At 57.0% G+C, this 20,722-nt stretch carries 18 protein-coding genes and 1 pseudogene; 11 read left to right on the forward strand and 8 right to left on the reverse strand.

What is annotated here, in order from left to right; genetic code table 11:
* Window positions 1-15: 15 nt before the first annotated feature.
* From ycaO to ACFOFO_RS06580, 3 genes are all read left to right on the forward strand, one after another.
* The gene (gene ycaO, locus ACFOFO_RS06570) at window positions 16-1,746 is read left to right on the forward strand and encodes a 30S ribosomal protein S12 methylthiotransferase accessory factor YcaO (protein WP_390331184.1); all 1,731 of its coding nucleotides are present in this window, start codon (window positions 16-18) and stop codon (window positions 1,744-1,746) included.
* Between the two features lie 224 nt (window positions 1,747-1,970).
* Window positions 1,971-2,339 carry a hypothetical protein gene (locus ACFOFO_RS06575; RefSeq protein WP_390321678.1) on the forward strand — a complete coding sequence of 123 codons (369 nt, stop codon included), beginning with the start codon at window positions 1,971-1,973 and terminating at the stop codon, window positions 2,337-2,339.
* A 100-nt stretch (window positions 2,340-2,439) separates the two neighbouring features.
* Window positions 2,440-4,944 (forward strand): FAD-binding oxidoreductase, encoded by a 2,505-nt coding sequence (locus tag ACFOFO_RS06580; protein ID WP_390331186.1) that lies wholly within the window; start codon window positions 2,440-2,442, stop codon window positions 4,942-4,944.
* Between the two features lie 34 nt (window positions 4,945-4,978).
* Here the strand turns inward: ACFOFO_RS06580 and ACFOFO_RS06585 are convergent, their stop codons facing one another.
* The gene (locus ACFOFO_RS06585) at window positions 4,979-5,926 is read right to left on the reverse strand and encodes an alpha/beta fold hydrolase (RefSeq protein ID WP_390327816.1); all 948 of its coding nucleotides are present in this window, start codon (window positions 5,924-5,926) and stop codon (window positions 4,979-4,981) included.
* Window positions 5,927-6,070: 144 nt separating this feature from the next.
* Complete coding sequence (locus ACFOFO_RS06590; RefSeq protein ID WP_390321665.1) at window positions 6,071-7,102, reverse strand: class I SAM-dependent methyltransferase; 1,032 nt, start codon at window positions 7,100-7,102, stop codon at window positions 6,071-6,073.
* A gap of 252 nt (window positions 7,103-7,354) precedes the next feature.
* Between ACFOFO_RS06590 and ACFOFO_RS06595 the strand changes: the two genes are divergently transcribed.
* Together ACFOFO_RS06595 and ACFOFO_RS06600 are read left to right on the forward strand one after the other, a co-directional pair.
* Window positions 7,355-7,750, forward strand: a complete 396-nt coding sequence (locus ACFOFO_RS06595) for a CzcE family metal-binding protein (RefSeq protein ID WP_390331188.1) — start codon at window positions 7,355-7,357, stop codon at window positions 7,748-7,750.
* 452 nt (window positions 7,751-8,202) lie between these two features.
* Window positions 8,203-10,965 carry a bifunctional diguanylate cyclase/phosphodiesterase gene (locus ACFOFO_RS06600; RefSeq protein WP_390321660.1) on the forward strand — a complete coding sequence of 921 codons (2,763 nt, stop codon included), beginning with the start codon at window positions 8,203-8,205 and terminating at the stop codon, window positions 10,963-10,965.
* Here ACFOFO_RS06600 and ACFOFO_RS06605 read toward each other — a convergent pair.
* The 5 genes from ACFOFO_RS06605 to ACFOFO_RS06625 all read right to left on the reverse strand — a co-directional run bounded on the left by ACFOFO_RS06605 (window position 10,954) and on the right by ACFOFO_RS06625 (window position 15,747).
* Window positions 10,954-11,208 (reverse strand): hypothetical protein, encoded by a 255-nt coding sequence (locus ACFOFO_RS06605; protein WP_390321657.1) that lies wholly within the window; start codon window positions 11,206-11,208, stop codon window positions 10,954-10,956. The two genes, ACFOFO_RS06600 and ACFOFO_RS06605, sit on opposite strands and share 12 nt — an antisense overlap.
* A gap of 852 nt (window positions 11,209-12,060) precedes the next feature.
* Window positions 12,061-12,843 (reverse strand): metal ABC transporter permease, encoded by a 783-nt coding sequence (locus tag ACFOFO_RS06610; RefSeq protein WP_390331190.1) that lies wholly within the window; start codon window positions 12,841-12,843, stop codon window positions 12,061-12,063.
* Entirely contained in the window at window positions 12,840-13,748 is a 909-nt protein-coding gene (locus ACFOFO_RS06615) for a metal ABC transporter substrate-binding protein (protein ID WP_390331252.1), read from the reverse strand. Before ACFOFO_RS06615 ends, ACFOFO_RS06610 begins: the two co-directional genes overlap by 4 nt.
* Before the next feature lie 18 nt (window positions 13,749-13,766).
* On the reverse strand, window positions 13,767-15,158 hold the full coding sequence (locus ACFOFO_RS06620) for a hypothetical protein (RefSeq protein WP_390331192.1): 1,392 nt from the start codon (window positions 15,156-15,158) through the stop codon (window positions 13,767-13,769).
* 262 nt (window positions 15,159-15,420) lie between these two features.
* Window positions 15,421-15,747: a hypothetical protein gene (locus tag ACFOFO_RS06625; protein ID WP_390321646.1), complete on the reverse strand. Its 327-nt coding sequence runs from the start codon at window positions 15,745-15,747 to the stop codon at window positions 15,421-15,423.
* 219 nt (window positions 15,748-15,966) lie between these two features.
* On the opposite strand from ACFOFO_RS06625, the gene ACFOFO_RS06630 reads away from it, so the two are divergent.
* The 3 genes from ACFOFO_RS06630 to ACFOFO_RS06640 all read left to right on the forward strand — a co-directional run bounded on the left by ACFOFO_RS06630 (window position 15,967) and on the right by ACFOFO_RS06640 (window position 17,247).
* The gene (locus ACFOFO_RS06630; protein WP_390331193.1) at window positions 15,967-16,218 is read left to right on the forward strand and encodes an alpha/beta fold hydrolase; all 252 of its coding nucleotides are present in this window, start codon (window positions 15,967-15,969) and stop codon (window positions 16,216-16,218) included.
* Window positions 16,219-16,221: 3 nt separating this feature from the next.
* Window positions 16,222-16,605 carry a DUF427 domain-containing protein gene (locus ACFOFO_RS06635; RefSeq protein WP_390331194.1) on the forward strand — a complete coding sequence of 128 codons (384 nt, stop codon included), beginning with the start codon at window positions 16,222-16,224 and terminating at the stop codon, window positions 16,603-16,605.
* A gap of 180 nt (window positions 16,606-16,785) precedes the next feature.
* Window positions 16,786-17,247, forward strand: a complete 462-nt coding sequence (locus tag ACFOFO_RS06640; protein WP_390331195.1) for an RDD family protein — start codon at window positions 16,786-16,788, stop codon at window positions 17,245-17,247.
* Between the two features lie 183 nt (window positions 17,248-17,430).
* On the opposite strand, the gene ACFOFO_RS06645 is transcribed toward ACFOFO_RS06640, so the two are convergent.
* On the reverse strand, window positions 17,431-17,700 hold the full coding sequence (locus ACFOFO_RS06645) for a hypothetical protein (RefSeq protein WP_390331196.1): 270 nt from the start codon (window positions 17,698-17,700) through the stop codon (window positions 17,431-17,433).
* A 158-nt stretch (window positions 17,701-17,858) separates the two neighbouring features.
* Here ACFOFO_RS06645 and ACFOFO_RS06650 point away from each other — a divergent pair, with 158 nt between their 5' ends.
* The 3 genes and pseudogenes from ACFOFO_RS06650 to ACFOFO_RS06660 all read left to right on the forward strand — a co-directional run bounded on the left by ACFOFO_RS06650 (window position 17,859) and on the right by ACFOFO_RS06660 (window position 20,383).
* On the forward strand, window positions 17,859-18,281 hold the full coding sequence (locus ACFOFO_RS06650) for a cupin domain-containing protein (RefSeq protein WP_390321640.1): 423 nt from the start codon (window positions 17,859-17,861) through the stop codon (window positions 18,279-18,281).
* Between the two features lie 236 nt (window positions 18,282-18,517).
* A pseudogene (locus ACFOFO_RS06655) lies at window positions 18,518-19,386 on the forward strand (cysteine hydrolase family protein).
* 22 nt (window positions 19,387-19,408) lie between these two features.
* Window positions 19,409-20,383: a CapA family protein gene (locus ACFOFO_RS06660; protein WP_390321637.1), complete on the forward strand. Its 975-nt coding sequence runs from the start codon at window positions 19,409-19,411 to the stop codon at window positions 20,381-20,383.
* Window positions 20,384-20,722: the final 339 nt, after the last annotated feature.

Raw genomic sequence — 20,722 nt, forward strand, 5'->3', positions numbered from 1 at the left:
TAAGTACACCAGCCCATGCAAACCGAAAGCTTTATCCCCGGCAAAGACGCCTCTCTCGAATCGACCATTCGCACCATGCAGCAAAAGCTGGCGGCCCGCGGGTTTCATCTGGATGAATCTTCCTGGCTTAACCCGGTCGAGGCGATCTGGTCGGTACACATGCGCGACAAGGAATGCCCGATGCTGTTTTCCAATGGCAAGGGCGCGTCGGAGCTGGCTGCGCGCGCCAGTGCGCTGGGCGAATTTTTCGAACGGCTGGGGACCCACTATTTCTGGACCCATTTCCATCTGGGTACGACGCGCGCCAAGCGCCCGTTCGTGCACTATCCGCAAGAGCGCTGGTTTGCCCCGACCGACGATGGCAGCTGGCCGGTCGAGTTGCTCAATCCCGAACTGCACGCGTTCTATAACCCGGAGAGCGAGATTGACAGCGAGGTGCTGGTGGACCTGAATTCCGGCAACGTCGATCGCGGCATTTGCGCACTGCCCTACACGCGCTTGCGCGACGGTGAGCAGACCTGGATTCCCGTCAATATCATCGGCAATCTGTATGTCAGCAATGGCATGGCCGCCGGTAACACCCTGATGGAGGCGCGCAGCCAGGCGTTGTCGGAGATCTTCGAACGCCACATCAAATACCGCATCATCAGCGAGGGCTTGTGCCTGCCTGAGGTGCCGGACGAGGTGATTGCCCGTTATCCCGGCATCGCTGCTGGCATCAAGGGCCTGCGCGACGCCGGGTTCGGCATTCTGGTGCGCGACGCGTCGCTGGGCGGGCGCTATCCGGTGATGAACGTGACCCTGCTGCATCCGAAGGACCAGGGCTGCTTTGCCAGCTTTGGTGCGCACCCGCGTTTCGAGATTGCGCTGGAACGGGCGCTCACGGAGTTGCTGCAAGGCCGGGCGCTAGAGTCGCTGGAGAGTTTCCCCGAGCCCGGTTTCGACATGGACGAGATCACCGCCGTGGCCAACCTGGAAATTCACTTCGTCGATTCGAGCGGCGTGATCAGCTGGAATTTCCTCGATGATACGCCCGATCACCCGTTCGCCGACTGGAACTTCAGCACCACCACCGAAGAAGACTACGCATGGCTGTGCGACTGCGTCCACGCCGAGGGCAAGGATATGTACGTGGCGGACTTCACCGAACAGGGCGCATACAGTTGCCGCATCCTGGTGCCCGGCATGTCCGAGATCTATCCGGTGGAAGATCTGGAATGGGAAAACAATAGCGTCGGCAACGACATCCGCCCGGCCCTGGTGCGATTGTCGGCATTGAGTGATGCCGAAGCGAGCGAATTGCTGGAATATTTGCAGACCTCGAATCTGAACGACGAGCGACCGCTGTGGGAAATCCTGGGGCTGGCGATACCGGTCGGCACGGTATGGAAGGAGTTGCGCATCGGCGAACTGAAGACCCTGCTGGCGCTGGCCATCGGCGACCAGGAAGCGACACGCGAAGGCTGCGACTGGATTCATCAATACAAGCAAATGAACCCGGCCCGGAGGCTGGTGTACCGCTGTATCGAAAGCCTGATGAATCTGGACGGCGTCGACAATTACCAGCGTTCGCTGAGCTTGCTGTATGGCGCAGAGACCGTGCGCCAGGCGCAAGCCTTGCTCGATCGCAGCGAGCGCTTCTTCGGCTTGGGCACGCTAGGCGAGGATATGGAAGGCAGCCAGATGCACCAGACGCTGCTGGCGGCTTATGACAAGTTGTTTGCGGTCTCTGGGCCGGCTCAGTAAAAACGGTTGGCGTGAGCGACTGCGGTACGAACTGGCGAAAACGTCCTACGTGCCGCAGCCGATGACGCTCGGCGTCAACATTGGTGCCTATCAGCCGTGCGAGCGCACTCCACAGCTGACACAGCACTAGATTTATTGATAACTTCTGGTAATCTCTTGCCATTTGGAGTTTCGGCTATCTGCAACGGATCTGCTGACTCCATAACCTGCACATTAGGATGCAAATGGCGAAGAAAAAAACTGTACCCCTGGTTTTACTCCTGACCCTATCGCTACTCGCCGGCTGGCTTGAATACGGCCCGGCACGCGAATCGCAGTATGCGGCCACACTCTTGATGATGCATGCGCCTATGTCGCTGGCATTGATCTTTGTATGGTTTTGGCTTGATGCGAAAGAGCGGCATTTCAAGACATCCGTACTTCTTAACATTTCCGTTTCCGGTCTTGCCATATTTGCCTTGCCTTATTACCTGTTCAAGTCGCGCGGCGGAGTCGGCGGCTCCAAGGCCGTGTTTCTGTCGTCGCTAATGTTTGTGGCGACGATGACGTGCTACCGGGTAGGCACTTGGCTGGCACACTCCCCACTATCTTAATATTTCATCTGAATCGGTAATCGATCACTGTGCCTTCGCATTAGAGGGCGGTCTTCATTGCGCATTTTCTCTGCACATCTTTTAAATAGTAAGGACAAAAATGTTCAGTCTTCGCCTTAGGCCATTGCTGCGGAGCGCAGTCCTGCTCACACTCCTGGCCGGCCAGCTCTGCGCAATAGCCGGAACGACAATTAATGACGTCACACAAATCAATCCGATTGAAGTTCAGCGAGTGTTGGCGCCCAGGACAATCAACGAAATCGTTGACGCAGTAAAAGCATATCCGGGGCCGATTTCGGTCGGCGGTGGCCGCTACAGTATGGGCGGACAAACGGCAACCGAACGTGGACTGCAAATCGACATGCGGCAATTCGACAAGGTAGTCAGTTTTTCAAAAGAGAAAAAGGAATTAACGGTCCAAGCCGGGATCACCTGGCGAAAAATCCAGACGTTCATCGATCCGCACGATCTGTCGCTGCAAATCATGCAAACCTATTCCAACTTCACTGTCGGCGGATCGCTCAGCGTGAATGTGCATGGACGCTATATCGGCCAGGGCCCGCTGGTTTTTTCCGTCAAGTCGATCCGAGTAGTGCTGCCTAGCGGCAAACTGGTGAACGCTAGCCCGACCGAGAATCAGGCAATTTTTTATGGTGCGATCGGTGGTTATGGCGCGATGGGCGTGATCGTGGAAGCAACGCTGGCGCTTGCCGACAATGTAAAAGTGGAGCGCAAATCGGTGGTGATGCCACTGGCCGCCTACAAGGAATTCTTTATCAAGAATATCCGGGATGATGCCGGCGTGATCTTCCACAATGCTGACATCTATCCCAACGACCTCGACACCGTGCGCGTCACATCGTACGTCAAGACCGACAAGCCGGTAACCGTCAAGGATCGATTGATTCCTCAGGACCAGAGCTATTGGGTGGATCGCTCGGCTTTCTGGATCATGTCGGAAGCGCCGTTTGGGAAAGCATTCAGGCAATACATCATCGATCCGTACATGTTCTCGGGTGAGCAAATTGAATGGCGCAACTACGAGGCAAGTTACGACGTGAAGGAGCTTGAGCCATCTTCCCGCAAGGACTCGACCTATGTGCTGCAGGAATACTTCGTGCCGGTCGATAAACTCGAGGAGTTTGTACCGAAGATGGCCGACATCCTGAAGCGCCACAAGGTCAATACCATCAACGTATCAATACGACATGCCAAGCAGGATCCTGGCACGCTGCTGGCCTGGGCCAGAAGCGAGGTGTTTGCTTACGTTCTCTACTATAAACAAGGCACCTCCGACGCCGACCGCAAAGCGGTGCGCGCGTGGACGCGAGAGCTGATCGACGCGGCGACATCATTCAACGGTGCGTATTATCTACCGTATCAGATTCATGCAACAAATCAGCAGTTCCGTGCCGCGTACCCGAATGCCGATGCATTCTTCGCGCTGAAAAAATCACTCGATCCGGCGAATAAATTTCGCAACAAACTTTGGGATGCATACTACAAGCCGGCGCTCGAGCAGCCGACGGCGCCATCGGTCAAGTCACCTGCTACGACGATCGATTTGAACCCGGCAAAAATCTTCGATAGCAAGTTGCTAGCCAGCGGAGCAGCCCCGGAAGTACAGGCCAGGATCCACGCCGAACTGCTAGCCATCAAAGGTTACAAGCGCGACGAAGCGCAAACATACCTTACTCTGCCTGAATGGTTTCTGGTCTACAGTCCGGACGAGTACGCACGGTTCCTCAAGACAAAAGCGCCATCCGCGTTTCCCTACTTCGGCTCGATCGCACAGTTCTGGGGCTATTACAGGGATGCCTATACGGCGACCAAGGACAGGTACCCGTTCAACTGGGGCTATCACGTAATGGTGTTTGTCATCGGATCCAGCTATACGGTCGAAAATGCGATCAAGGGTATCTATGAAAATACCATCGGCCGCGTCACCGAAGCGCTGCGTGGCAATGACATGACTGAGGAAGATGTGTTCGCCGCGAAAGTAGCACAAGAGTATGTTGATTTCATCCGGGTTGATCCGTGGTACGAATTTGCGTTTGCCAGTCGCTTGCAAAAACTCTGGGCCGGCACCGCACTGAGCGGACCGGACATGATCAGAAAATGGGAGCGCAAACTCATCCTTAGTATCGAATATGCGGCCAAAGCGCAATACGCGATGATCATCAAGCTGGCAAGCAAAGCCGCTTATGGGGATGCGGATAGCGAGATGCTGATACTTGCCGCCGGCGTCACCCCGGATGCGCTCAAGGATCAGCCGAAAATCAAAATCGTTAAGCAATTCGAGGATGGGTCGATACTGCTGTCACTGCCACGTTATGAGGAATTCCGCGACAGCGTGATGCGTCTGGTCGGTAAAGGCGTGCGCTTCAGGGAAATTGCAGGCAACGGCGATATCCTGATTACAAGCGTGGTACCCGCTGAATGGCGATACGATTTGCTGGCTGGCAAGGTGTTGTTTGAAAAACCGATCCTCACCGGCCCACTGGCAAAACGGATTGCGATCAACGTGCCCGTCAAATCGCTGGATCAGGTTCTGTCGCAATTGACGGCAAAGAAATTTCTGATCGAGCACATCTACGATTATTGAGACATTCGCGATACGCTACTGCAATCCGGAAAAATCAGGGCAGGTCTTTGAGCTTCGCGAAAATTTTCTGCAACAGCGCAGTGAACTGCGGGCCATCTTCGATTTGTGGAATATGCCCTACCTGCGGCATCACTAACAGTTCCGCACCCGGCGTAATGGATGCAAGATGCTGCCCTTGTGACAGCGGTGTGATCGTGTCGCGTTCTCCCCATACAATTACGACCGGCATTTTGAGCGACTTGTAGGAAGCCGGATTGCCGCTTGTGGCACTGCGATCACCAGCAAACAGCACCGGCAGCCATTCGCCGATCGCCTGTGTACTTCCGGTCACAACGAGCGGTTGCTGATATACCTTCACTCGGTTTGGTGTCGCATGGATCGGGTCGGCGATAAAGAGGCCGAGCAAGTGTTTGGTAAAAAGCGGATTGGTCAGGAAGGTGGCCACGACTGCATCACGCAATGGACGCACCATGAGCATTTGTTGCGACAGGCCGAAAGATGGCTCCTTGACAGAATCGGCTGCCGCCAGATCAAGCGCCACATCGACCAGCACCAACGCACGCACCCGCTCGGGTGCCAAGAAAGTGGCTTCCACCGTCGGACCGCCCCCAAACGAATGGCCCACCAGCGTCGCGCGGGGAATCTTCAGCGCATCGAGCACACCGATAATGCGAGCCGCCTGGTCTTGTCGACCATAGCGCTTGTTGAATGGTTTGCCGGAATAGCCGAATGGCGGCAGGTCGATCGCAATCGTATGGGAGCCCGCCTGAGCCAGCGCCGCCATCGATTCGCGCCAAGTCTCACTCCAGGCGCCGGTGCCATGAACAAACAAGACGGCAGGGCCGGTGGCCGGCCCCATTTCTTGAATGAACATTTGCACATCGGCTGCGTGGACGAAACGTCCCGTGGTCGGCGCCGCAACAGTCGCTATCTGGACCTCGCGCCGCTCCGCCTGCCAACGGAATCCTGCCAGCACCAGCACCAAACCAAGTAGCAGAAGCCCAATAATGCTGAGAGCCCCAAAAAAAATACGCGTGACGATGTGGCGTGAAGGGCGCTTATGCGGCGAGAGTGGTGACAGCATGGTTGGAATGATTGTCCCTTGCTTGTAAAAAAATGTATGGAGCTAGACTCGCACAAATTCCATCAATGCATTCTGCGTCGGGTCTCCCGGCTGGAACAGCATTTTTTTTGTGCTTTTGAACCCCGATTGTTCAAGATAGGCAACCAGCTGATTCATCGACGTAAAGTTGCGAATCTCGCTTTGATTGGCGGACCAATCGGTACCAAGCCCCATGTTGAACACATCGTGGGCGAGGGCGACCATCCGGTTCATCCGGGTCGAATTCACATCGTGATCTCGAACGATCATTCTGCCGCCTGGCCGCAGCACACGATGCAGCGACTTGACGAAGGCGTCGCGCTTGGGTGGCGGGCTATGATGAAAGCCGATGAAATTACTGATCAGGTCGAGGCTGCTATCGGCCACCTCCAATGAAGTAACTGGCGAATAATCCTTGAGCGAGACAAAACGTCCCAGCTTGCTTATTCGACCTCTTTCGACAATGTCGGTCGGCGAAAAACCGGGTTCATCGGTATGCACCAGTACCAGATCGCCGCTCAGCACGACATCGGATTTGAACTCGCTGACATAGCGACCGGTGGTACCGATCTCCATATAGCCGTTGATCTTGCGCGAGGCGCCCAACAGCTTGAGCGTTTCGCGCGCCATTTCCACTTTTTGCTGCATTAGCGCGGGCAGCGCATAGCGAACATCGCTCAAGAATGGTTTGATGTCGCCAATCCGGCCCTGCGCCACCTTGTAGATTTCCTTGTCCGAACCGCCAGTACTTGTCACCTCCGCGATTAATCGATGGAAGCGCTCCTCGGGATAAAGGTTGTAGACATTTTTCAGGAACAGGAAGAATGCTGTTTTGAGCTGCGGGTCCTGATAGATTGCCTTGAAGTTAGATGAATTCTGCAGTGCATAGCTGTTCTGGGCATCATTCGACAGAGGGGCGAGCTTTTTTGAAACCGTTGCATCGCCACTCGCTGACTGCGCGAAGAGTCTTCCCGGAAAAGCTCCTTCCAGCGATAGCGTAGCGACAAACAATGCGGCCAGCTTCAAAACGTTGCGACGGCTCAAGTTGTCATCCATGTCGACGCTCCATTATTTTATTAGTTGCTAAAGATACTATAGATTGCATCAAGGCCGGACTCCTTTGTTGCATGTATTCAATTCGAAACAGTAAAACTGGTGGCGTGAGCGACTATGGCGCGAACTGGCGAAAGCGCACAAGGTGCTCACTTAATCCGCCAGCGCATTGATGAACAAACCAAAGCACGATGTACTCTAAAGAAATGTGGTTTGACACATACCTGTTGTCCTCTCGCCGTCATGAGATGCGCCATGAACCAAAAATTGCTTTTGCCGAGCATCTTTACAGTGATGCTGTCCGCTGCATGCGTGTCTCCGATTGATACACGGCCTAGGCTCGATCTGTTGGGCGATCCGGCACCAGTATCGGCAGCCACGCGAACGATCGTTATTGCTCCAAACGCTAAATACGTGAACGTAACTGGTGGTGAAACTGTTAAGTTCGTTGTGGGCGACAAATCATTCGCCTGGTATTTTGATGGCCCAGAAGACGTTTCCTCATTCGACTTAAACCGGATCGCACCATCAGGCGTGCTTGACCACGCAGTGATTGCCTATGTCGCGCCCAATCCTCTTTATATGGGCGATGGTGATCACCACGGCCATGGAGCCCATGGTGGTGGTGGGCATGACGGAAGTCGTAAGTAACTGACCCAAAGCAACAGCGCGACAATTTACTACTGTCCGCTCCGTCTTGACCTCACGTTAACTAATGCGTTTCCCGAGCAGGAACGGTTTGTTTCCTGCCGGCTGGTGGTGGGTTGTCAGCGCTACATGGTATTTTTGCCATGGTCCTGTTTTTCCCTACCTCGGCGCCTGTCAGCGTACCAGCCGCCGGCGGCAGTCGCATCGCCTCCTCAACCGCAGTTGCGCATTCAGCTCGCCCAACAATGGCATCCGGGTCAGATTTCGGTTGACCACACAACATCCCCTGTTGTTCGGATTCTGGCGTCTACGCAAATTACCCGGAAAGAAACGTGCTCGGCGTGATAATCTTTCCACCCAGCACCTCTTTTGAAGCACCTCGCGCTGGAATGTTTCATTGAAGAAAACATCCGCGCTTTGCGCATGTTGATCACTTTATATGAATGGAAAGCCGCGTGACGGTCATCGCTCATATGCGCGGGCGCCTTGGCCGCGAGGCAGCCGAACTCGGATTCCTGCGCGGCAGTCTTCACATCATCTTGGCCTGGCCCATTGCTGGCCTGCTGCTCGCGGCCATCATATGGAGCGTGACCTTTTACCAACTCGGCGAAGCGGGGCAGACATTGCGCCAAAACGGCGTCACGGAAGCGACTTCGCTTTCCCGCGCCTACGCCGAACAGCTATCCCTTCCGCTTGAGCAGATCGACCAGATCACCCGCAACCTCAAGTATTACTGGAAGCGCAGCGGCGGCGCGCTCAGGCTGGACGAGCAATTGCGCGAAGGCCTTTATCCAGTCAGTGCGCTGCTATACGTGACGATCATTGACCGCCACGGCGAAATAGTGACCAGCACGCTCGCCAGAAAAAGCAAAAACAGCCTCGCGGGCCGAGACTATTTCCTGACCCATCAAAACAGTAGCTCGAACGAGCTCCTGATCAGCAAGCCGTCCATCGGCCTCGGCTCCGGAAAGACGGTCATCCGCTTTTCGCGCCGGCTGAACGCCGATGACGGCTCGTTCGACGGCGTAGTGATGGTATCGGTCGAACCCGCCTATTTTGCCACTTTCAACGTCGACGCCGGGCTCGGCGAACGCGGCTTCCTGTCCATGAGGAGCAGCGATGGCGTGGTGCTGGCAAGGAAATCGGGCGAGAGCATCCGTTCACTTGCCACCGTCTTCAGTTCGCCTCCGGCCTTCGAATCCGCGAGCGGCGTCATCACCATGGGAAAAGAAAAATTTACCGACCGTCAGTCGCGCGTCGTTGCATGGCAAGCGGTGAAAAACTATCCGCTGCTTGCAGTCGCCGGCCTGTCTGAAGAGGAAATGCTGTTGCCGCTGCAAAAGATGTCGCGCGAGTATCAGACGCTGGCGCTGGCCAGAACCATGGTGGTGCTGATTTTCGTCATGATCGGTATGTTCCTTTCCTCCCGGCTAGCTTGGCGCAAACATCAGGCGGCGCAGGCGCGCGAGGTGTATGGCATTGCTACCGAAGGGGGCAGCGAAGGCTTCTTCATGTGGCGCGCGCTACGCGACCGGAACGGCATGGTCGTCGACTTCGTCATCGCGGACTGCAACGAACGCGGCGCCAGCCTGTACGGGCTGAACAAAAGCGAGCTGCTGGGACGCCGGCTCTCGACCGTGTATGACAGCCGCGCTTATTTCGAGCAGTTGATGCAGACCTACATCAGCGCGATGGAAGCCGGCTTTTACGAAGATGAGTTTCCGATACCGCCGGAAAGTCCATTGAAAATGACATGGCTGCATCGCAGGATGATGCGTTCGAATGCCGGATTGGTACTGACCCTGCGTGACATCAGCGAAAGCAAGGCGCATGAGCAAGCGCTGTCAAGCATGGCGAATTCGGATGCATTGACCGCGCTTCCCAATCGTCACTGGCTGATGGGGTTTCTGCCGTTCGCAATCGAGCGCGCGCGATCCAGCCACACGATCCTGGCGCTGCTGTTCGTCGATCTCGATGATTTCAAGAACATCAACGACACCATGGGACACGCCGCTGGCGACGAATTGCTGCAGGCCGCCGCTGCGCGCCTGCGCTCGGTGATACGTCCGGCCGATCATGTCGTGCGTCTAGGCGGCGATGAATTCACCATCATTCTGGAACACCCGGAAAATGCGGCCGCGGTGGAACGGGTCAGCAAGCGCATCATCGCCGCGCTCAGGGAGCCATTCCTGCTCGCCGGCCAGAGCAGCCATGTCGTGCATGCGTCGATCGGCATCAGCATCTTTCCGAAAGACGGCGACGACGTCGAAACGCTGCTCAAGCACGCCGATATCGCCATGTATGCGGCCAAGGAAAATGGCAAGGCCAGCTACCAGTTCTTTCAGCCGCAGCTGTCGCAGAATCTGATCGGCAGGCTGAACAGTGAACAAGCCTTGCGCGCAGCCATCGACGGCGATGAATTCGAGCTGCACTACCAGCCGCGCGTCGATGCCGCCAGCGGCGAGCTGCGCAGCATGGAAGCGCTGGTGCGCTGGATGCATCCGCAACGCGGCATGGTGCCGCCGGATGAGTTCATCCCGCTGGCGGAAGAGACCGGATTGATCGTCAAACTGGGTGAACTGGTGATCGAAAAGGCCTGCTCGCAGCTGGCGCGCTGGAAGGCGGAAAACCTGCCGCTGGTGCCGGTATCGATCAACGTCTCGCCGCGTCAGTTCAACCACGGCAATATTGCAGAACTGTTTGTATGGCACATGAAGCTGCACGGGATCGATCCCTCGCTGGTGGAAATCGAGCTGACCGAATCGTGCATGATGGGTGATGACCAGGCCATATCAGAACAACTGGCGGCGATCAAGTCGCTCGGCGTCAAACTGCTGATCGATGATTTCGGCACCGGCTACTCGTCGCTGTCGCAGCTGCAGCGGCGCGATCTCGATATTTTGAAGGTCGACAAGGCGTTCACCTCGACACTCGATAGCGGCAAGGAAGGCGAGGTGTTTTTCATGGCGATCATATCGATGGCGCACGTGCTCAACATGAGCGTCGTTGCGGAAGGCGTCGAGACGCTGGAGCAGCTGCGGGTGCTGCAGGCGCTGTCCTGCAACGAGGTACAGGGTTATTTTGTTTCACGGCCGCTGCCGGCTGGCGAAATATCGCAGCTGATGCGCAAGCGCTACCTGTTTCCCGAAGCTTGCGTGGCGCTGCGGTCGACGCCCGGGCAAAACGGCAACATCGCAAACGGCGCGTTAAGCCTCTGACTTGACGCTCGACTCTGGTTCATTCTTGTAGGCACCACGAATGTTCAGTATAGCCAAGGCGATCTGCAGGACCACGAGTGCATAAGCACGGTCATGCCAACCCCAGACTACCCAGATACCATTGCTGAGCAGGAAGCACCAAAAGCCGATCTTGCGCTTGCGTTTGGCCTGAGAAGCAATGAGCCATGCGGCGACTACCGTAACAATCATTGCGGGCCACTGAAGTTGATGCAGATAGTCCATAGCTTTGACCAAGGAAACGTTTTACTACTGCGGCCTGACGAATAGCGTTTATCCGAATGCTCAGGGTTACAAGTTTGAACGCCACCGTGGCCGTCATCAATTCTGGATTTGCGGCGTCAGGCTTCTGCGCGCAGCGTCACCAATTTGCTTGCACTACACAACTCTTGTCGGGCGCCGTTATTCGGGAAAACTATCTCCTTGATGTATAAGGCGTTTTTCATATACAAGACCTACGCAATATAGAGAATGGTGGGTGCGCCATGCGCACCATTACCCGTGCCACGCTACATTGGTGCGCATGGCGCACCCTACTTTTTCCCGTTTTGCGTAAGTCCCAATATTACGACACTCCAAAAAAGTTTAATGCCACGGAAAGTGAAAAAATACAGCTCCCCTGCAGGGCGATTGCATGAAGAGCCGTATGAACATTGGTGCCGCCGGGTTGAGTTCGTCCCTCCAAGCGGGCAGGCCCCGATCAAACTTCTTTCCAGTTATCCGTTCGGGCTGAGTAGCCGCAAAGCGGCGTATCGAAGCCAGGCTCGGACTGGAAAACGCTTCGATACGCCCCGCAGGGGCTACTCAGCGCGAACGGCTCTTGGGGAGTCTTTCCCCCGCAAGGGGGAAGGGGCGAGAAGCCTTAGCCGGCAACGATCTTCATGCTATTGCCCTGAGCTCCCCTGTCACCACTATTGAAAATTTCAGACATGCGCGTCTATACAAGCAGGGGTGCTACCCTCGCGCTGATCTATCTTCTGACATTTCATCGTCTTCAATCCAGAAATGGATCAAAACGACGCAATCGACGGCAGGGTCATCTTCTGCAGGTCCACGTTTAGTCGTCCATCAGCGCATTCAGTTCGGCGCCAGTTCCTTCCTGGGACCCGACGCATAGACCAGTATGGCCAATAGCGCTAGACACCAAACGATTAGCGCACCCGAAGGCAAATCAAAAATCGTCGATAGCAGCAATCCGGCCCCATAGCCGCCGATGCCAATCAAATAAGCGAGCGGCAGACGTTTTTGGCCCCCATAATTGCGCACGCCGAGGCTCGGAACGATCAAACTCGCGAACACCAGATAAACGCCTACCAGTTGAACCGACGCGGTGACCGCCAGCGCGAACACCAGATAAAACCCCAATCGCCGCAAGCGCTCCTTGAAAAAGAGTAACATTGCGACGATGGCGGCAGTGCCTATCGCAGGTATGAGCAACTGCTCGTAACGCACCCACAGAATCTGGCCGGCCAGCAGATCCTGAAGATGTTCCCCACCATGCGGATTGTGCGCGACCAGCAACAGGCCGCCAGTCGCCGCCAGGATGAACAGCACGCCGATCTGCGCTTCCTGCACTTCCGGCCAGCGCTTCTCGGTCCAGGTCAGCAAGAAAGCGCCGAGCAGGGCGGCAGTGCCGGCGGCGACTTGCAGCAGCCAGCCCTGCGGATCCAGATTCGTCATTCCCGCCACGATGACGCCAAGCGCCGCGATTTGGGCGATCGCCAAATCGATGAACACGATGCCGCGTTTTAACACCTGGGCGCCAAGCGGTACGTGCGTAATCAACACCAGTATTCCCGCTAAAAACGCGGGAGCGACAATCGTCAGATCGACCGTGCCAAGATACGTGCCGGGATTCACTTGACCGCCTCTAACAGGCGCTGAACGGTATCGTCAAACAAGCCAAACAGATCCTTTGCCTTATCGTCGCCGCCGACGGTAAACGGCAATGCTACAGCGGGAATATGCGCATGCTCCGCCAGCCACTGCGACGCACGGGCATCCTGGTAGGCGGCGCGGATCACCATCTTCGCCGGCTGGCGCTGCAATTGATTGAGCATTTCCGATAAGTGCGCGGCACTGGGTTCGACGCCCGGCTTGGGTTCCAGCGTTCCGACTTGCCGCAGGCCGAGCCAGTGCATCAGATACTCCATGTTCTGGTGATGCTCGACAATTGCCACGCCCTTCAGCGGCGCGGCTTGCTGCTCCCACTTTTGCATTGCCGCATTCCAGCGCGCAGAAAATTCCTTATGCCGCGCCTGGTAGTAAGCGGCATTGGACGGATCGATCTCGCTGAAGCGCTTTGTCAGTGCCTCGGCGACGCGCGCGATATTGTGCGGGTCTTGCTGAATATGTGGATTGCCGGCCGCATGGACATCGCCTTCGCTGCGGTCGAGGCGGGTCGGAACTTCCAGCCGTTGCACGAACAGACCGGCTTCAAAATTGCCCGGTTGCCCCGGTGCGATTTTTGGATTGCCAGATTGCTGCAAAAGAATCGGCAGCCAGCCCACTTCCAATTCCATGCCGGTGCATACCAGCAGATCGGCATTGCGTGTCCTGGCGATCAGGCTGGGCCGGGCTTCGATCCGGTGCGGATCCTGCAACGCAGTGGTGGCGCTCGACACCTTCACTTTGTCGCCGCCGATTTCGGTGCTTAATGCGGCCCATTCCGGTTCGCAAGCAAGCACATTGAGCGCGGCAAACGATGGCAACGCCAGCAGCGCCAGGGCTGAGCCCAGCAAGATGGAAACTATTTTTTTCGGCATTTTTCTCACTTTAGGCTCCTAGAATGTGTGTGCGCCATGGGCGCCCAGACTCATGATGTATTGCAGGAAAATTTGGTTATCGGTGATTCCGGGACGCGCTTGATCGCGCGCGAGCTGCAAGCGGAACCGGCTGAATTCGGACGGCGAGTAATCGACCATCAAGGTGGTGCGCGATGGATTGTAGGAAGCCAGACGCGCGAAGTCGGTGGGGTTGAGGCTGCCAATCTCCGGTGTGCCGGAATAGAGTTTGTCATAGCGCACGCCGGTGCGCCACATCGGCATGAACTGGTACAGCCCCTGCAGATACCAGCCTGACTGCGCGCTGGCGTAGGCCGCCGTCGCGCTGCCTAGCGATTGCGCCAAGGTATCGTAAGTCAGCGTACCGTTCTCCTTGCGCCGGAAATATTCGCCCTGCAGCTTGAAATTGGTGTCGACCGGATTACCGTTCGGTGCCCATTTGACAATGCCATCGGCGATCCAGATAGCGCTATTGCCGCTAAATGCATTCGTCACGTCGACGCCGGTATGGTCGGTGTCGTCATAGCTTCGGTTCGCCGCACCGGTTCTCAGATAAGACAGGCCGGCGCGCCAGCTGGCGCTGTCGCCGATATCGTCGCCGACATGCGCAAACACGGCGCTTGAGCCGAAGCCATTTTTATTCCGATCATTGCCCGGAAAGGCGGCGCCGCTGCCCACTTCCAGACCGACTTCAAAGAACCGCTCGGTGGGCGCCAGCCATTTGACCTGAACGCCATCCGGCTTGTATTGGCCACCAAGGAAAGCCTGATACGCCAGCGGCGCATTGACGAAATCCCACGCATGCGCGTGTTGGCTATTGAGGTAGCCGATCGACGATAAAAAACGTCCCGCCTTGGCGTTGATGCCATTGGACAGGCCGAGCGTCTGAAAGAAAGCTTCCTCGACGCTGGCGCTGTTATCGGAGGCGAGAGAAAATGTCAGTTGGCCGGCAAAGCGGGGATCGATATTGGCGCTCAAGGTCAGTTCCGACTCGCCCAGATTGAAACCGCGTTTTCCTGGGCCTTCATCTCCGCTCGGCAGGAATCCCTGTAGCCGGTACTGGTTCGGGTCCTGTGACAAGTTGGCGTAAGTGCCGCCCAGAATCAGCGCGACCGCGGGATTGAATGCGTTGGCGGAAGCGGCCGCGGCGGGAGCAGCGACCGGGGCCGCCGCGACTGGAGGCTGTTGCGCCGTCTGGGTGTTGGCTTGGGCCTTGGCCTCGGATTCTTGCAGGCGTTGCTCCAGCACATGCAGGCGGGTTTCATAACTTTCTTTCATTTGCCGGATCTGGTCGCGTATTTGCGCCAGTTCCCCATCGTCTGCGGCGCGAGCAGCCACCGGCACCCCGAAAACGACGGCCAGCGCCGTCGTCAATACGGTTTTTTTTAACATGACATACCTTTTTTGAACTTTGAACAAGGCCGAGTCTGGGCAGGGACCCATCAGCTCAGCTCGTACTGAATATCGGAATAGCGGTGTGAATCGTCGTTGGCAGAACGTGTGAAGCGAACGAATCCTTAGCCAGGCTGGGTGCTGACCGCCGCGATAGTCGAGCTATCGCGAGGAGGTGCAACAACGCATGGTGGGAAAAGACGCTTTGATGTTCGATCAATCGCGTAGCACGCGACTAGTGTCCTGAGTCAGACGTTTATTGTCAGGAAACCGACTGCTGGGGAGGGGCGCGCGATTGGAATGCGCGGATCGGTCGCGGATAGAGAACCGGGGTTGATGTCGCTAGAGTAACCGCATCGGGGGCGGTATCAGCCGCCAGTGAAAAAACATGGGTAGGCAGCGCCGAACCGATTTGCGCAAAAGCCAGGCACTGCTCACAAACCTGCTCGATCGGCAACTGCTTGCCGTGGGAAGTGCTGTAGCGGGGTTGATCCGAAATGTGCGAGACGGCATGCGCAAAGCCCATTTGCTGCGATAGAAGCAGCAAAAGCGCGAGCAATGCAGGGAGAATCGTTTGGCGTCTTTTCACGGTATCCGAATGTTAATCTTTTTTTGCATGAAAAGCTTGTTTTTAGGGATTGCACACAGGGCGATTGCATGAAGATGGTTGCAGGCTGAGGCTTCTCGCCCCTTCCCCTCCTTCGACAAGCTCAGGACATGCTTGCAGGGGGAGGGAACGCAACCCGGCAGCACCAATGTTCATGCGGTTCTTCATGCAATTGCCCCTGGGCTTGCACAATGAAGCAGAGTGCGCGCTGCGTACCGCGCCATAACCGGCCAAGTTGCATTGGTGCGCTATGCGACCCTGGAAGGCATCAAGCAACCGGTTCTTGCCATCAACGGCAGCAATGACATAATCATCCCGAAGATCAACTCATTCATACTACGGCAGAGTCTGCCGAACGCTCAGTCGAGCGTCTATCCCGACGCCGACCACGGGTCCCAATATCAATATCCGGGATTGTTTGTTGACCATGTAGTTCTGTTCTTGAAGGAGTGAGCCATGAACGCCAAAGAGATAAAAATCCCCGGCCCCGATCATCCAATCACGATCGAGCCGAACCCGACGCGGGTCGTCGTGTCCATCGCGGGCCGCGTCATCGCCGACACCCGAGCGGCACTGACCTTACGAGAGGCATCATACCCGGCGGTCCAGTATATCCCGCGCAAAGACGTCGACATGTCGCTGCTGGAACGGACGGACCACGCCACCTACTGCCCCTATAAGGGCGAATGCGCTTACTACAGCATTCCCATCGGTGGGGAACGGTCGGAGAATGCCGTGTGGACCTACGAGGCGCCCTTTGCCGCCGTCGCCGAGATCAAGGACCATCTCGCCTTCTATCCCGATCGTGTCGACGCGATAGAGCAACAGCCCGCTGCCTGAGCATCGGCCAGGCGATTCCTGCGGAAGGTGGCGACAGTGGGACCACGCACTGAGTAAACTAAAAATGGCCGTAGAACGTTGATCTCGAGCCCGTCATCATCGATAGCGATCAATTGCACGAAAATTTGTGCAAAGCGTGCGATTGCCAATACCGAAAACACACCAACCAGAGGGTAACAAATGAATGACTCGACCGATCTCGAATACGTAGGATTCTGGTTGCGGGTGTGGGCCAGCATCATCGACACGATACTGATGCTGTTTGTGCTGGTTCCATTGATGTTCGCCATCTATGGACGAGAGGAAATGGCATCAGGGGTAACCCTGAGTGGTCCCGCAAATATTCTGGTTTCGTACATTTTGCCGGCCGTCGCTGTGATTGCTTTTTGGACTGCAAAACATGCGACACCGGGCAAGATGGTCATTGGCGCCAGGATCGTCGATGCCAAAACGGGTGGGTCACCAAGCTTCGCGCAGCATGTGATCCGATACCTGGGCTACTTCGTATCGACAATCCCGTTCTGCCTTGGCCTAATCTGGGTCGGAATCGATAAGAAAAAGCAGGGATGGCACGACAAGCTGGCCGGCACGGTCGTGGTGCGGCCAAAGTACAAAGGTACGGAGCCGGTGCGGTTCGGCTAACTGGTAAGCGACGTATCGGTGCTGACTCAAACTCGATCCGACATCAAGTTTCAGACCAATTCGAACCGCCTGCTCTCATAAAGCGCAGCTCAGAGCTATGCTGCTAGTCGCCAGCAATGAGTGCAGTGCCGGCAAGGGAGCTATCGTCCATGTGCGGCAGGGTCTAGGATTTGATTGACAAGGCTACGGTGCGCGCAGTTCCACCAGGACCGGATGTTCACGCAGGGACACATCCAGCAGGTATTGATACAGAGTTTCGTCTAAGCTCAGCGTGCGGTCGGACATGGCGTTATTCCAATTGATGGAAAAGGTAGAAAGATTACCACTGCTTCCTTTTGACGTGCATCCACTCTGGTCGGTATGGGCGTGCGAGGACCCGTTAAAAAACACGCGCAGATTCAAGTATGAAGGGCAACTTTGATCAACCGGTTGGAGCGTGAGGTGCATTTGCATTCGCGTCTTTTGAACGGCCAGTCGAGAACGTTGCAACAGAACCATAGCCGGGCCTCTCAGCGGCTTCGGCAACCACATCGGAACGGCGACGCGAGCACGCCTGACGAATGGTTTCGTGCTTAAATAGAGATCGATGCACTCCAATAAGGAGCTTCGCCATGTCGGACTCTCCCCTCTCCAAGTTTTCGCACGTCCGGCCGCAAGATACGCAATACCTGGGCAACGGCCTGCGTGATTTCTTCCTCTACAAAGATCTCGGCATCGCTGCGGCCACCGGCGGCCGGGTTCTCGCGCAACTCGTCAAGGCAAATATTGCGCCGAAGCAAGGCACCGGTTGGCACCGTCACGAGGCGAACTTCCATATCGTGTTCATGCTGAAAGGGTGGGCGCGCTTCATGTACGAGGACAAGGAAACCCTGGTCGCCGCCGGCGACTGCGTTCACCAGAGGCCGGGGATCAAACACTATCTGTTCGACTATTCCGAAGACATGGAATACCTGGAAATCGTGAGCCCTGTGGACTTCAAGACGATACCGGTCGACGCCGTGTGCGAGGTGCCTGCGGTGACGCCCTGGAAATAGGCGGACGCTGCCTCGTCGCCATCCGAAGGCGAATGATCGGGCCGGGCAGCTGCGACGGTGGTTACGCGGCGCCAACTTGCCGCGCCCCGGTAGTGACTGACTCACTGACAGAGGGCGTTTGAGATCATGTTCCCGAGCGCCGACAGCCGGAACCGATCGACATCGCTCACCAGGGTGAAACCCCCGACCGCGTTGCGCTGGGCTCCAGCACCCGCATGCGAGAAAGGATATCTGCAATGAAACGCCATCTACACCTGCTCATCGTCGATCCACAAAACGATTTCTGCGACTTGCCTGCCGAGTATCTTCCGGCCAATCCAGTTGACCTCGGGCCTTATGCTCCGGCACTGCCCGTCGCGGGCGCGCATGGCGACATGCTCCGTCTGGCAGACCTGATCAACCGAGGCCTGAACGGTTTGTCCGCCATCAGCATCACGCTGGACTCCCACCACCGTCTTCACATCGCTCATCCGACGTTTTGGATCAGCGGCGAGGGTAAGGCCGTGCATCCTTTCACCCCGATCACTGCGGCTGAGGTGCGCGCAGGCAAGTATTCATCGCGCAACCCAGCCGCGTTACCCCGCGTGCTGGCCTACCTTGACGCGCTCGAAGCGGCCGGCCGCTACCAGCTGATGGTCTGGCCTGTGCACTGCGAAATCGGTTCCTGGGGTCACAACGTGCATGCAGCTGTGCGCGCCGCCTACAACCGATGGGAAGAGACGACACTGGATATCGCCCATAAAGTGATCAAGGGCTCAAACCCTGGACCGAGCACTACTCGGCAGTGATGGCAGAGGTGCCTGATGCGAGCGACCCCGGCACGCAGCTGAACCGCGGCTTCATCGACATCCTCGCTCAAGCCGACCGAGTCTACATCGCCGGCGAAGCAGCACGTCATTGTGTGAAGGCAACAACCGAGCACATTGCCGATAACTTCGGCCCAGGGAACCTTTCGAAGCTTGTCCTCATTACCGACTGCATGAGCGTGGTGACTGGCTTTGACGCCCAATATCAAGGCTTCCTGCGAGACATGACGGCCCGTGGCTTGCACCTCGCCAAAGCTGCGGATGTTTTGCCAGAGTTGCTTGCCAACGCGCGCCGCTAGTTCGTTGAACATGGCGAAAACGATGCCACAGCCAATCGAAGCGCCGCAAGGCGGAGCGCACCCTGTCACATTGTTCCTGGGTGGCGATGTCATGACCGGCCGGGGAGTCGACCAGATTCTGCCGCACCCAAGCAAGCCGCATCTGTATGAGTCCTATGTGCGCTCGGCGATGGGCTATGTCGAGTTGGCCGAAGGCGCGACCGGAGCCATCGCAAGGCCGGCGAATTTTACCTATGTCTGGGGCGATGCCCTGGCCGCGATCGCGCGCGAGCGGCCGGCTGCGCGCATCGTCAACCTGGAGACGGCGGTGACGGCGAGCGAGCAAGCCTGGCCGGGGAAAGCCATCCACTATCGGATGCACCCCGCCAATGTGCCGTGCCTCACCGCCGCCGGGCTCGATTGCTGCGTGCTCGCCAACAACCACGTGATCGACTGGGGACGCAGCGGGCTGGCCGAGACGCTGGCAACGCTGCGGCAGGCCGGACTGCGCACGGCGGGGGCCGGATGCGACCAGGTTGAAGCCGCTGCGCCCGCGCCCATCGCGCTGTCCGGCACAAGCCGGGTGCTGGTATTCGGCTACGGCATGGAGAGCAGCGGCGTGCCGCCGGAATGGGCCGCGACCAAGGACCGCTCTGGCGTGAACCTGCTGAGGGATTTATCGGCGCGCAGCGTCGCGGCCATCGCCAAACAGGTGGGCGCGCACAAGCAGGCCGGGGACATCGTGGTGACGTCGATTCACTGGGGCGGCAACTGGGGCTATGAGATCTCCACCGACGAACGGGTCTTCGCGCAGCGCCTGATCGATAACGCGGGCGTCGACGTCGTGCATGGCCACTCCGCGCATCACGTGAAAGGCATCGAGGTCTATCATGGCAGACCCATTCTGTATGGCTGCGGCGATTTCCTGAACGACTACGAAGGCATCGGCGGTTATGAAGCCTATCGTTCGGATCTGGCGCTGATGTACTTCCCGACGCTGGATGCAGCAACCGGTTAGTTGTTGCGCCTTGCGATGACGCCGACCCAAACGCGCCACTTGCGCGTCAATCGTGCCCGGGACGAGGGCGTACGTTGGCTATTGGAAACGCTGAACCGGCAGGGAAAGAAACTCGGCACCTGGGCCGAACTGCAGCCGGACAATACGCTGTTGCTGCGGTGGGATAATTTGGATCATCGTCATTCGTTGCGAGCCGATCAAAAGCCGCCTGCGCGAGGCTGATCCTCCGAAATCCCTTTTTCGCATCCGCCGCTACTCGGCTCTTGGCTATCTTGTTGGAGGCTACGTTTCGATGTAGGGCCGCTATCGGCCAAATATAGTTAATCCATTCGGACCGGG

This window comes from Pseudundibacterium arcticum (genome assembly GCF_042646465.1).
GTDB lineage: Bacteria > Pseudomonadota > Gammaproteobacteria > Burkholderiales > Burkholderiaceae_D > Undibacterium_A > Undibacterium_A arcticum.

Coding starts and splice junctions, on each gene's coding strand:
- ACFOFO_RS06575 (WP_390321678.1), top strand. CDS start 1,971: ATGGCGAAGAAAAAAACTGTACCCCTGGTTTTACTCCTGACCCTATCG.
- ACFOFO_RS06615 (WP_390331252.1), bottom strand. CDS start 13,748: ATGCCGAAAAAAATAGTTTCCATCTTGCTGGGCTCAGCCCTGGCGCTG.
- ACFOFO_RS06645 (WP_390331196.1), bottom strand. CDS start 17,700: ATGCAAATGCACCTCACGCTCCAACCGGTTGATCAAAGTTGCCCTTCA.
- ACFOFO_RS06595 (WP_390331188.1), top strand. CDS start 7,355: ATGAACCAAAAATTGCTTTTGCCGAGCATCTTTACAGTGATGCTGTCC.
- ACFOFO_RS06605 (WP_390321657.1), bottom strand. CDS start 11,208: ATGGACTATCTGCATCAACTTCAGTGGCCCGCAATGATTGTTACGGTA.
- ACFOFO_RS06635 (WP_390331194.1), top strand. CDS start 16,222: ATGAACGCCAAAGAGATAAAAATCCCCGGCCCCGATCATCCAATCACG.
- ACFOFO_RS06620 (WP_390331192.1), bottom strand. CDS start 15,158: ATGTTAAAAAAAACCGTATTGACGACGGCGCTGGCCGTCGTTTTCGGG.
- ACFOFO_RS06580 (WP_390331186.1), top strand. CDS start 2,440: ATGTTCAGTCTTCGCCTTAGGCCATTGCTGCGGAGCGCAGTCCTGCTC.
- ACFOFO_RS06640 (WP_390331195.1), top strand. CDS start 16,786: ATGAATGACTCGACCGATCTCGAATACGTAGGATTCTGGTTGCGGGTG.
- ACFOFO_RS06590 (WP_390321665.1), bottom strand. CDS start 7,102: ATGGATGACAACTTGAGCCGTCGCAACGTTTTGAAGCTGGCCGCATTG.
- ACFOFO_RS06660 (WP_390321637.1), top strand. CDS start 19,409: ATGCCACAGCCAATCGAAGCGCCGCAAGGCGGAGCGCACCCTGTCACA.
- ACFOFO_RS06650 (WP_390321640.1), top strand. CDS start 17,859: ATGTCGGACTCTCCCCTCTCCAAGTTTTCGCACGTCCGGCCGCAAGAT.
- ycaO (WP_390331184.1), top strand. CDS start 16: ATGCAAACCGAAAGCTTTATCCCCGGCAAAGACGCCTCTCTCGAATCG.